We start from the raw sequence: 12,225 nt of genomic DNA, 5'->3' as shown, positions 1-12,225 counted from the left end.
AATGAATAAAATCAATATCAGTGAAAAATTTGGCATGTTCAACGAAGTATGGACTCCAAAGGTTATAGCTGAATCAAATGGTCAGTTAGTTAAAATAGCAAAAGGTAGTGGCGAACTTGTCTGGCATAAACATGATAATGAAGATGAACTTTTTATTGTGTTTAGAGGGCAACTTACTTTGCAATTGAGAAATGAGAACATTGTACTTAATGCCGGTGAAATGTATGTCGTGCCTAAAGGTGTTGAACATTGCCCTAAAGCACAGCCAGATACACATTTCATGATGGTTGAACCTTCATCTACCGCCCATACTGGCGAGCATCAAAGTGAAGTAACCGTATCATCAGAAAAGCAAACGTGGATTTAGCATAATTAGGCTCGAACTATTTAGGACAACTTAATGCAAATATTGATAGGTGTGGTTTTAGTCGCAGTGAGCGTACTGCTATTTTTTATAAATATTCCACTGCTAGGTGCAATCTCACTTTTTGTTGGGTTTGGTGTATTACGAGGATATAGAAGGGGTAAATTATTTTATTTAATCGGTGGACGCTCAAGTGACGGTGACTGTTGTGGTTAAAAGATAATAAGTCATTAAACCGTTAGATGGGTTTTGTTAGGCTAAATATCTTAACCAACACTTACTTAGCCTGTTAATGAGAGTGTTAGCAATTTGGAAGCTAAAAGGTCGCGCAAAAGCCTAACAAGGCGTTGTGTTAATTGATTTACATGGAGTGTATATGAAAAAACTAATGGCTTTAATTGCTTTCGTTCTGATGAGCGTATCCATCAGTAGCTTAGCAAAGAAAATTTACGCGGATGTGCAGGTTACAGATATAAACCCAACGAGTAACTTTACATGGCAACGTGAAAATAAAAACACGCCTAAATATCCAATAGAACTTGCTCGAACAGGGGTAAGAGGTTGCGCAATCTTATCGTTTGATATTTCACAGTCAGGTAAAACTGAAAATGTAGAGATTATTAATTCATTACCTAAAAAGAGTATTGGTAAATATTCGCGTAGAATGCTGAAAAAATGGCAATGGGTTCCTGTTTCTACAGAGGGGAAATCTACTGTGGAAAAAAGAACACTAAGACTTGATTTTTGTATGGGGGGAGAGTCAACAGAACTTTCCCAAAAATACTGTATACAACAAACAAAATTAGCATGTAGCTAATTCACACAACAAGGCGATTAAACGGTTTGTTAAAGGCGAATATGAACATTACTGATGTAGAAAGAGATGCGTTATATAAGGTGATTTACTCACGTAGAGATGTACGAAAAGACTTTATTTCTAAAGCTATTCCCGACGAGGTATTAGCGCGTATCCTTAAGGCTGGACATCATGCACCAAGTGTTGGTTTTATGCAGCCTTGGGACTTTATATTGGTTACCGAAGAAGAGACAAAAAATGCACTTAAAAAAGGTTATGAATTAGCCAGCGTTGAATCAGCTCAGAAATTTTCAGAAGAAAAAAGAGAAGAATACCAAAGTTTCAAATTGGAAGGTATCCTAGAAGCTCCATTAGGAATATGTGTTACGTGTGATCGAGAACGAAATGGCCCTGTTGTCATTGGACGAACAATAAAGCCTGAAATGGATCTCTATAGCACAGTGTGTGCAATTCAAAATATTTGGTTAGCGGCAAGGGCTGAAAATATAGGCTTGGGCTGGGTGAGTATCATACATGATGATGTATTGAGAGAAACACTAGATATACCAGACAACATCGAGATAATTGCCTATTTATGTTTAGGTTATGTTTCAAACTTTAAAGATAAACCAGAACTAGAAACGTTTGGTTGGTTACCAAGAGAAAATATTAGCCAACTTATCCATAAAGAAAAATGGTCTAAGAAGGCATAATGCCTTTAAAAATTACTTAACTAACGACAACATCTCTTGTCTTGCTGCGGAATTTTCTCTCATTTCCCCTAACATGACCGATGTTGTCATTGATGAGTTTTGTTTCTCTACACCACGCATCATCATGCATAAATGTTGTGCTTCAATAATCACGCCTACACCAATAGAGCCGGTTATCTCTTGTATCGATAATGCGATTTCTCTGGCTAAATTTTCTTGAATTTGTAATCGCCTCGCATACATATCAACGATTCGGGCAAATTTTGATAGCCCTAAAACTTTACCACTAGGAATATAAGCGATATGACATTTACCAATGAACGGAAGCATATGGTGTTCACACATCGAGTATAATTCAATATTTTTTACCACAACCATTTCATCTGCATCAGACGTAAATAATGCTCCATTTACAACATCATTGATGTTTTGTTGATACCCTTGAGTTAAAAACTCCATCGCTTTTGCTGTACGTTTAGGAGTATCTACTAGGCCATCTCTATTAATGTCCTCACCAATTGTTGCGATGATTTCTCGATAGTTACTTTCTATGCTCACTTTACTTATTCCTAGAGTTGATAATACCCGTTACCAATTAAAGTACCGAATTTGAGTGTATGTTGAAATTGATAACGTTTATCAAGCGTTAGGTCAACGCTTTACAGCAGACCGTTTGCTTTTAATATTGACTCGTACACTCCATTATTTTTTATTTTCTCTAAGCCTTTATTAAAATCAGCAATGATCTTTTTATTTTTAGGGTTAGATAATCCACTGGTAATATGTAATTTATTACTCGATAGAGGATTAGCGGAAAATGCTATTTTATCTTTGAGTTGAGGCGCTTCATTTTTTATAAAAGCACGCGCTACTATTTCATCCTCTAACGTGAGATCTATTCGGTTATGCACCAACTTTTTCAAGTTATTAATAAATCTCGTCGTTTCAGGTTTATTGAAATTCATCGCTTTCTTAAAGTTATCACTGTAACCATAGTCACGAATAACTCCGACGTTTTTTTTATTTAAACTCTCTAAACCATCGTACTCAAATGAATCGTCTGCACGTTTGATAAATTTTATATTGTTAACGAGGTAATCATTGCTGAAATTTAAGAAGGTACTTCTTTTCTTCGTCCACCAAGTACCAACAAGAATATCAACCTTGCCTTCTTTGACCGATTTGATAGATCTTGTCCAAGGCACGAATTTCATTTCAACTTCATGGCCTTGCTCTTTAAACGCGGCCCGCACTATTTGTAATGCAATACCTTGGCCTGGCATGTCAGGAGAAAGGAATGGAGGCCAATCATCACCTATAGCGGTTATTTTTTCAGCATATGTTATACCTGAAAAAGCCAGTGAAAGAGAAAAAACTGTAGATAGTAGACGTTTCATATTTAAAATCCTTTGTAGTTGGAATGTGATTTTTTTTGTTATATTTCATATTGTTTTAAAAAGTGAGTGTCAGTATTCATCGGACTCAGTAGGTTTCATCAGAAACCTTGGACTTGCTCTACCGATTCCATTTTCTTTTGTTGACAATAAAACCACCGCCAACGGAGTAGTAAATTTGGCTAAGTAATAATTCTTCACCGTTATAGGCCCTGAGCTCCATCGCATTAGCATGGTCAGGTAACGTTTGTGGGCCATGAAAGGTAACGGCATTTTGGCGTGGAAAGCTACTGTCATGCACACCGAGTAATGATAAACGCTGAGTAGTTTCAACCTTCAGTAGGAATGCCTCAATAATATCAGGATCAATGGTTTCCGGTTCGAAACCGGCTAATCCTAAGAGCACTGCTTTACAGCTACCATGACTAATATCAGATTGTGCGAGAGAGCCAAATAATTCAGTTTTTACGTGACTTACACGGTCTAACACCTTTTTTTGTTGAAGCAATTTGCTAAAACGAAAAGCGGCGCGCATCGGGCCAACAGTGTGGGAGCTGGATGGATCAATTCCTATACTAACCATGTCAAAAGCACTAATCATAAAATTCTCTTGTAGCCTTGAGTTAAGTCGGAACAGTAAATTGAAACCGTAAGTTTGAATCACGCGGCACAAAGTTGAACTAAGTACCGCGCGTTCACAATACGATGATGTTGGAGAACAAATTTAAGTATTCACCGTCTCATCATTTTGATTAAAACTTAACATCGAAGTTGTAACGCATACCAACGGTTAGCTGGTCGCTATCGCTAACGGTTAGATTAACGTCGTCATTGTCATATTCGTTATGCTGGTATTCAACAAATAAGCGGAAATCTTTGCTGCCTTGCCATTCAAGCGTTGTATTAAAGCGTGCAACATCTTTTGAATTGACTTCAGCTTGCTCATCATCAAATTGTGATGCGCCAAACAATAACTTATATTCGCTATTGATTGCATAGGTCGCTACGACATCTATTGTCGTAATATCGCCATCAACTATATCGCGTGAAAAACCACCATAAGCGGCGGCAAAATACCAATCACCAATACTTTTAGACGCGGTTACAGCAATGCTATTTTCATCGGCACCTGTAAAGTCTCTGGTTAGATAAGCAAAACCAAGCGTATAATCACTGCCTGTATAAATTGCACCAGCATTGACTAGTTCGCTGCCATCTAGATCATCGTTTTCACCAGAGAATTGCGCTTCACCTCGTAATTGCAAGTTACCAAAAGATTTACGATAAGAAACTAATTCCTGCTTACGGAATACACCGATATCATCATAAGCTAAGGGGGTATTAGTACGGTTAAATATATCAACCACTCCCATTACTGCATAACTAGTAGTATCTTGTTTACCAATAGCAACTCGTCCAAAGTCACCTTTTATACCAACATAAGCTTTGCGGGCGTCACCAAAGTGAGCATCGCCTTGGATTTGGACTTTAAATTCACCTCTGGTAAAGCCAATCATGCCATTACTTAATTTATGCTCAGCAGTAAAGCCTATACGTGACAGTGCGTCGCCTACATCCCAACTATCGTTGTCATCGGTGCTAGTTACACCAAAAGTAGGGCGCAACGTGCCATAGAAGCTCATTTCTGTATTTGATTCTTGCTCTGCTGTGACTACTTTGCCTTGTTCTAGCTGCGCTAAGCGTGTTTTAATTTCATTAAACTGGCGTTGTAATTCAGCTTCAGTCGCATCTTCAGCAGCTTGTGCGGCGAAAATAGGTAACGCTAACGCTAAAGGAAGTAATACTGACTTTAATCTTGTGTGTTTCATGCTATACCCTTGTACTTATTGTGGAATTGTTATAATTATTCAAGAAGATGAGGGATGACTAAATGGAATCTAATCGCCAACCTTCCTGTTTTGCTTGGTGGTTTATACACCAGCGAACAAAACACTAACGGTACGATGTAAACCCACGATAAATAACATGTGCAAAGTTGTAAACAAGGTATGCAAAGGCATTTACAAGCTATCTTTGTGACTTGACGAGATGAAATTTATCGATATACTGAGCTAAAATAATAATAAGAAAAATAATTAGGGGGACACTAATAATGCTATCAGACACTAAGATTCTAATAGTTGATGATGATGAGTTGACTCGTCAGGTTTTGAGTAGTTACTTTGAAAATGAAGGCTATGACGTTTTATGTGCAACTACCGCTGAAGAGGCTGAAGAGTTATTGGTTCTTGGCACTGTAGATCTCATTTTGCTCGATATCCGAATGCCCGGAAAAGATGGCCTGACTTTAACCAGAGAGTTACGCGTAAATAACGAGGTTGGTATTATTTTAGTCACGGGAAGTCAGGACGAAGTAGACCGTCTGATTGGACTCGAATGTGGCGCAGATGAATATGTAACTAAACCTTTTAATCCTCGTGAAATCTTGGCTAGAGCGAAAAACCTTATTCGCCGTGTCAGACTTTGCCAACAAGTCAAATCTGCCGACAATGATGACTATATTTTAAAGGCATTTGATCGTTGGAAACTGAACCCAGTTCGACGTCAACTTATCGATGAAGAACAAACAACAGTGCAATTAACTGAAGGTGAATTTCAATTACTGAAATGTCTTATGGACCATGTTGGCCAAATCATGACTAGAGATCAAATTCTCGATCAGATCCGTAACCGAGAATGGGTACCAACGGACAGAACTGTTGACGTATTAATCGGTCGTTTGCGTCGCAAGCTTAGTGATGATTCTACCAATCCACGCTTAATATTGACTGTGCATGGCGCAGGTTATTTATTCACACCAAAAGTTGTTGATGTCGTATGAAACCATCCTGGTTAGCTCATTGTGTTTTGATAATCATTGGCTTAATGATGGTGATCCAATCACCCAAAGGTCAAACAAAAGAGCTAATCGCATGTGGTCATCCTTATTATCCACCCGTCTCTTGGGTGCAACAGGAAAAATTAGTCGGTGTGGCCCCCGCGGTTGTTAAGTTGATTTTCGGCGAACTTGGCTACCAAGTTAGGCTTGATACCGTTGGTAACTGGAAACGTTGTTTGTCGGAAGTTAAAACAGGACATGCGGATATTGTGGTAGCGGCCTATCGGATAGCAAGCCGAGAACCTGATTTTGACTTCAGTGAACAACATATTGTTGACGATCCCATTGGTATTTATGTCAACCCGAATAATAGTAAAATTTATCATTCACTCAATGATTTAAAAGGAAAAACTGTGGGCTTGCTATTTGGTGATAGTTTCGGTGATAGTTTAGATAAATTTATTGATGAGCATAATCAGGTAGAGTATGTTTCAGAGGGTCAACAAAATTTAAAAAAATTGGCTCAAGGCAGAATTGATTTCATACCATTAGGTATTGTTAGTGGTAAATTACAAACTCAAAAGTTTGGCTATACCAAGCAAATTATCGCGGCACCGTTTAAGTTAAAAACCGAGTACTATTATTTGGCACTTGGCTCCCACAGTGAGCTTAGTCAGCACCTACCTTATATTAACCAACGCTTAAATGAGTTGCATCAAAGTGGTAAAATACAGCAGTTAGTAACTAAGTACAGTAAGGCATATCTTGAGTCTTCAACTGAAGCGAATAACCCGTGAAATTCCCTAACATACTCGGCTTACGTCGTCTGATCCGTTATCCTAAGGACCATCCATTAAGTTATCGGATGATGGTTTATACCACCCTCTATAGCTTTGTGTTTATTATGTTATCGACCGCAGTACAGATCACATTGGACTACCGTCGAGAAATGCGCAATATCGACCAGCAGATCCAATTAATTAGTACTAGCTATATCGCCAGTTTGGCTCGTAGTATGTGGGATTTTGATCAGGCTCAGCTTGAACTACAACTTAAAGGTATTAAAGCGCTGCCAGATATCGCTAGCCTTGAACTTAAAGATCATACGAATAAAACACTTATCCGTTTGCCTGAGCAAGTCGTTGAGAGCAAGGTAATGAAATCAAGCTTTGGACTCAGCATTCCTAACAAGCGGGTTGGCAATAATGATAGTCAAAATGAACAAAGTAATAGACGTCAATTAGGTACACTGATTATTGCTACCAACCTGGCCACCATACACGCTAGATTATGGCAGACTGGTTTTAATATTTTATTAAACCAGACACTGCTGGTAGTCCTGATCATGTTAGTGATTATGTTCATTTTACAACGGCTGATTACTAGGCATCTCGAAAGCATGGCGGGTTACAGTAAAGCTATCGGTGACGGTGACCTCGAAGCTCCGCTGACGTTAAGCCGCCGACAACCAAATTTTCCTGATGAATTGAACCAATTAGTTAATGCGCTTAATGATATGCGACTGGCGATTCGTCTTGATATTAACCGACGAGAAGAAGAGCAGCAGGCATTACGCTATAATCGCGATCAGCTTCAACAAATGGTGGAGCGTAGGACCATGAGTTTGCAACAAGCGAAGGAAGTCGCCGAAGAAGCTAACAAAGCCAAATCACAGTTCTTAGCGACCATGAGCCATGAAATTCGTACGCCGATGAATGGTATGCTTGGCATGATTCAACTACTGCAAAACAATGAACTTACCGATCCGCAGTCTCATCGTGTGAAAATTTTACATGATTCAACGGAAGCTTTGCTTGAAACCTTTGACCATGTATTGCAATTCGCTCAACTAGAAGAGGGCGGTTATGTCTGCTCTGAATCTTTTTTTTCTTTGGATGAGTTACTACATAGTCTTATTAGCTTGATGCAACCTAAAGCGGATGAAAAATATTTGCACTTGAAGCTTGATACGCCAGTAGCGCGTGTTTGTTATCATGACGCGGCAGGTAGCTTACGCCAAATCTTAACCAATCTGTTAGCTAATGCGATCAAGTTTACCGATCATGGTGAAATATTACTCCGGGTCTCTTACCTTGAACAGAGTGAGCATCAACATCAATTGCGGTTTTCAATACAAGATAGTGGCATTGGCATTGAACCGGCATTGCAGCAGCACATATTTGAACGTTTCACTCAGGCCGATGAAACAATCACGCGTCGCTTTGGTGGAACGGGCTTAGGACTTTCAATTTGCCGTCAATTGAGTCAGGAAATGGGTGGGCAGATTGGTGTGGAAAGTACCGTAGGTCAAGGAAGTACTTTTTGGGTTGAAGTAAAACTTAAAGTTGCTAAAGCGAGTGAATTTAAAGCTAAAGCAGTATTACCGGAATTGCCTCTACTGAAAATTTTATTAGTAGAAGATGTCGAAATTAATCAACAGGTAGTGCTGGGTTTGCTCGAAAAACACCAAGTGATATTGGCTGATAATGGTCATGATGCCATAGAAACCGCCAATCGCGAGATCTTTGATATCATTTTGATGGATATGCATTTACCAGGAATAAGCGGACTCGATATCAGTGCTAAAATCCGCGAAAACGATAAATGCTGTAATTATAAAACTCCGATAATAGCATTAACCGCGAGCGTTCGCCCCGACGATATTCAAGACTATTTCAATGCTGGATTACAAGATGTTGTCGCTAAACCTGTCAAGCAACAGTTACTATTAGAGGCTATAGAGCGTGCACTCGACCCACAAAAACCTAAGTTATCTAAAGCTATTCAGCAAATAGATACCACTAGTGACATGCCGTTACTTGATGTATCAATGATCGAAACTCATTTACAGATTTTAGGTCCGGCTAAATTAGCAAAGCTCATGAAAAGTTTTTGTAAAACTCAACAACAACTTTGGCCTGCATTGAAACAAAGCTTAGCGAGTGACGATCATTATGAAGTAGAACATCAAGCCCATGCGCTCGCAGGTGCTTGTGATATGCTCGGTTTTGTCAAAGCCAGTAATCTATTGCGTCAACTAGAGCAGAACGCCAAGAAGGGCACCATTAAGCAAGTTTCACAACTGCTTTTACAACTAGACCCTATTATGGAACAGAGTTTAACTAAGGCAGAAACCTACTGCAGTTAAACCACATAAAAATGAGCTGCCTCTTAAATTAAGAAGAAGTTAATCTAGGTTGAAATTTTGTCTAACTATAATTTCAACCTGGTTTTTTATAGTTTAGACACAGTTACATCATAAATAAGACTACAAAAAACTAAACCTCCTTAATTGTCTATGTCAGCTGAACACCCCATTTACAATCACTTTCAATCAAACACCTCTATCAGTTTTTAGCGCATGTAACACCGCTAATAATTCTGTTTACATCTTTATACAAGTTGTTAATTCTGAGTTTACATCTAGCCTTTAGTGTTATCAGGGTGGTGAGAAATAGTTCAAATCTTTGAATTATTATTCATAACCGATAACTCAACAGGAGTAAAAAATGACTGAAAATAATATAATAAAACCCAGTTTATTTATGGCAATACTGCCGATAATATTGACACTGACAATTCTAGGCATTCAATTATTCTATTACGGCGACTTTACGCCTCATATTCCTCTCGCTATTGGGATCGCGATTACAGCCACTTTGGGATGGTTTCGTGGTTATCGCTGGGATGATATGGAAAAAGGAGTGATGCACGTTATTCGTGTCGGGCTTCCATCAATCGCTATTCTAATGACCGTTGGTATGATTGTCGGCGTCTGGATTGCCTCAGGTACTGTACCAGCTCTTATATACTACGGATTAAAAGTATTGAATCCAGAAATATTTTTGGCTGCAGCCATGGTGTTATGTGCCGTAGTATCTGTATCTTTAGGAACATCTTGGGGTACAACAGGTACCGTAGGCCTTGCCTTGATGGGTATTGGCTCTGGCTTTGATGTCCCAATGTACTGGACTGCAGGGGCTGTAGTTTCCGGCGCCTTCTTTGGTGACAAAATATCACCACTCTCTGATACTACCAATTTGGCACCTGCAGTAACGGGCGTCAATTTATTTGATCATATTCGTAATATGTTACCAACAACGGTACCTGCAATGCTTATTGCTTTGGTCATCTATATATTCGTTGGATTTAATCTAATTGGTTCGAATGAAGTCGACTTTTCTAAAATCGAGGCTATTACTAATGGTCTAGAAAGCAATTTTAACCTTTCTTTTTACGTATTATTACCACCCTTACTAGTCATTGCGCTTGCCCTTAAAAAAATGCCGGCTCTACCTTCGTTATTCGCTGGTGTATTTGCTGGTGCGTTACTCGCTCTATTTGTTCAGGGCGCTTCAGTGCATGAAATATTTAACTTTATGCAATCAGGATACAAGATAGAAACTGGCGTTTCTGAAATTGATGGCTTGCTAAATCGTGGTGGTGTTCAATCAATGACTTGGGTTATTACGTTAGTTGTCATTGCGTTAGGCTTTGGCGGTGTACTTGAGCGTACTAAATGTTTGGAAACTATTATTACGGCAATACTTAGCCGCGTTAAGTCATTTTTTGGCTTACAAGCTTCAGCTACGGGTGCTGCAATAGCAACCAATCTTGTTGCTGGCGACCCTTACCTCTCAATTGCGTTACCAGGAAGAATGTTTGCACCAGCTTATGTTGATAAAGGTTACTCGAAATTGAACTTATCACGTGCTGTTGAAGAAGGTGGAACCTTAATCTCTCCGCTAATACCGTGGAATGCTGGTGGTGCTTTTGTTATTACCGCATTAGGTTTGGGGATTGCTGAGGGGAATATTGAAAACCTACTTTATATTCCATTAGCCTTCGCCTGTTGGTTATCTCCATTAATTGGTTTGACCTATGCAGCGCTAGGACTCTTTTCACCAAAAATGTCAGCGGAAGAGTTAGACCGATATCAACGTGAAGAAGAGGAAATGACTGAAAATAAAACTGTAGAAGTAAGGAAAGGGGCGAATATGTCCGCCAAACACGCTTAGCAGCATAATTAATTACGTCACTGCTACATAGAATTTTTAATTCAATGCAGTAGTGGCATTAATGAAACAATTACTCGCTTGTGTTCAAACGAGTATTAAAATAAATCTAAAATAAAAACACGGCATGTTCAGCCGCGGAGAAAGAAATGTTTTATAAAAATGATCAAATAGCAGGCTTCGACGACAGTATTTGGCAAGCAATGGAGCAAGAAGACAAACGTCAACAAGATCACGTTGAACTGATTGCCTCTGAAAACTATACCAGTGCACGCGTAATGCAAGCACAAGGCAGTCAATTGACTAACAAATACGCGGAAGGTTATCCCGGTAAGCGTTATTACGGCGGCTGTGAACACGTCGATGTGATTGAACAACTGGCTATTGATCGTGCAAAAGAATTGTTCGGCGCCGATTACGCCAATGTGCAACCTCATTCTGGCTCACAAGCCAATGCAGCGGTCTTTATGGCCTTGCTCAAGCCTGGTGAAACCGTGCTGGGCATGAGCTTAGCCCATGGTGGTCATTTAACCCACGGCTCTAAAGTGAGCTTTTCCGGTAAAATATATAACGCAGTGCAATACGGCTTAAATGAAGCAACTGGTGAAATTGACTACGAAGAAGTTGAGCGTCTTGCAAAAGAGCATCAACCAAAAATGATCATTGCAGGCTTCTCAGCGTATTCTCGTGTGGTTGACTGGCAGCGTTTTCGTGACATTGCCGATAGCATTGGTGCGTGGCTTTTTGTCGATATGGCGCACGTTGCGGGTTTGGTCGCAGCCGGGTTATACCCGAACCCAGTACCTATTGCTGATGTGGTCACCACCACCACCCATAAAACCTTACGTGGCCCTCGTGGCGGTTTGATTTTAGCGAAACAAAATGACGAACTGGCTAAGAAATTAAACTCAGCCGTTTTCCCTGCCGGTCAAGGTGGACCGTTAATGCACGTTATCGCAGCCAAAGCGATTTGTTTTAAAGAAGCGTTATCTGAAGGGTATGTTGAGTATCAGCAAAACGTTATCGATAACGCCCGTGAAATGGCAAAAACATTCCAACAACGTGGTTATAACGTGGTCTCAGGTGGTACTGATAATCATTTAT

Annotated in this window: 13 protein-coding genes; 9 read left to right on the top strand and 4 right to left on the bottom strand. The window is 39.6% G+C overall.

The features are described from left to right. Window position 1 precedes the first annotated feature (1 nt). From ESZ36_RS22185 to bluB, 4 genes are all read left to right on the top strand, one after another. On the top strand, window positions 2-367 hold the full coding sequence (locus ESZ36_RS22185; RefSeq protein WP_146791957.1) for a cupin domain-containing protein: 366 nt from the start codon (window positions 2-4) through the stop codon (window positions 365-367). 33 nt (window positions 368-400) lie between these two features. After that, a complete protein-coding gene (locus tag ESZ36_RS22180) occupies window positions 401-580 on the top strand; it encodes a hypothetical protein (protein ID WP_146791956.1) in 180 nt (59 codons plus the stop codon). A 160-nt stretch (window positions 581-740) separates the two neighbouring features. Then, window positions 741-1,181 (top strand): energy transducer TonB, encoded by a 441-nt coding sequence (locus tag ESZ36_RS22175; RefSeq protein ID WP_146791954.1) that lies wholly within the window; start codon window positions 741-743, stop codon window positions 1,179-1,181. Between the two features lie 41 nt (window positions 1,182-1,222). Beyond that, window positions 1,223-1,873 carry a 5,6-dimethylbenzimidazole synthase gene (bluB, locus tag ESZ36_RS22170; RefSeq protein ID WP_146791952.1) on the top strand — a complete coding sequence of 217 codons (651 nt, stop codon included), beginning with the start codon at window positions 1,223-1,225 and terminating at the stop codon, window positions 1,871-1,873. A 12-nt stretch (window positions 1,874-1,885) separates the two neighbouring features. On the opposite strand, the gene folE is transcribed toward bluB, so the two are convergent. The 4 genes from folE to ESZ36_RS22150 form a co-directional block, all read right to left on the bottom strand. Next, window positions 1,886-2,431, bottom strand: a complete 546-nt coding sequence (gene folE, locus ESZ36_RS22165; protein ID WP_146791950.1) for a GTP cyclohydrolase I FolE — start codon at window positions 2,429-2,431, stop codon at window positions 1,886-1,888. A 101-nt stretch (window positions 2,432-2,532) separates the two neighbouring features. Then, complete coding sequence (locus tag ESZ36_RS22160; RefSeq protein ID WP_146791948.1) at window positions 2,533-3,270, bottom strand: substrate-binding periplasmic protein; 738 nt, start codon at window positions 3,268-3,270, stop codon at window positions 2,533-2,535. A 118-nt stretch (window positions 3,271-3,388) separates the two neighbouring features. Continuing rightward, window positions 3,389-3,868 (bottom strand): serine dehydratase beta chain, encoded by a 480-nt coding sequence (locus ESZ36_RS22155; protein WP_146791946.1) that lies wholly within the window; start codon window positions 3,866-3,868, stop codon window positions 3,389-3,391. A gap of 151 nt (window positions 3,869-4,019) precedes the next feature. Then, entirely contained in the window at window positions 4,020-5,096 is a 1,077-nt protein-coding gene (locus ESZ36_RS22150) for a porin (protein WP_146791944.1), read from the bottom strand. Window positions 5,097-5,380: 284 nt separating this feature from the next. Between ESZ36_RS22150 and ESZ36_RS22145 the strand changes: the two genes are divergently transcribed. From ESZ36_RS22145 to glyA, 5 genes are all read left to right on the top strand, one after another. Then, window positions 5,381-6,109, top strand: coding sequence for a response regulator transcription factor (locus ESZ36_RS22145; protein WP_146791942.1), 729 nt, complete (start codon window positions 5,381-5,383; stop codon window positions 6,107-6,109). Continuing rightward, the gene (locus tag ESZ36_RS22140; RefSeq protein ID WP_146791940.1) at window positions 6,106-6,903 is read left to right on the top strand and encodes a substrate-binding periplasmic protein; all 798 of its coding nucleotides are present in this window, start codon (window positions 6,106-6,108) and stop codon (window positions 6,901-6,903) included. Before ESZ36_RS22145 ends, ESZ36_RS22140 begins: the two co-directional genes overlap by 4 nt. Continuing rightward, on the top strand, window positions 6,900-9,254 hold the full coding sequence (locus tag ESZ36_RS22135) for an ATP-binding protein (protein WP_146791937.1): 2,355 nt from the start codon (window positions 6,900-6,902) through the stop codon (window positions 9,252-9,254). Before ESZ36_RS22140 ends, ESZ36_RS22135 begins: the two co-directional genes overlap by 4 nt. A gap of 361 nt (window positions 9,255-9,615) precedes the next feature. Further along, a complete protein-coding gene (gene nhaC, locus ESZ36_RS22130; protein ID WP_146791935.1) occupies window positions 9,616-11,124 on the top strand; it encodes a Na+/H+ antiporter NhaC in 1,509 nt (502 codons plus the stop codon). Between the two features lie 146 nt (window positions 11,125-11,270). After that, window positions 11,271-12,225: serine hydroxymethyltransferase (glyA, locus tag ESZ36_RS22125; protein ID WP_146791933.1), on the top strand; the 955-nt coding region annotated here is incomplete at its 3' end.

This window comes from Colwellia demingiae (assembly GCF_007954275.1).
GTDB classification, from domain to species: Bacteria; Pseudomonadota; Gammaproteobacteria; order Enterobacterales; family Alteromonadaceae; genus Colwellia; species Colwellia demingiae.
The sequence above is the reverse complement of the archived record's forward strand: the minus strand, read 5'-3'. Positions and strand labels throughout refer to the sequence as shown.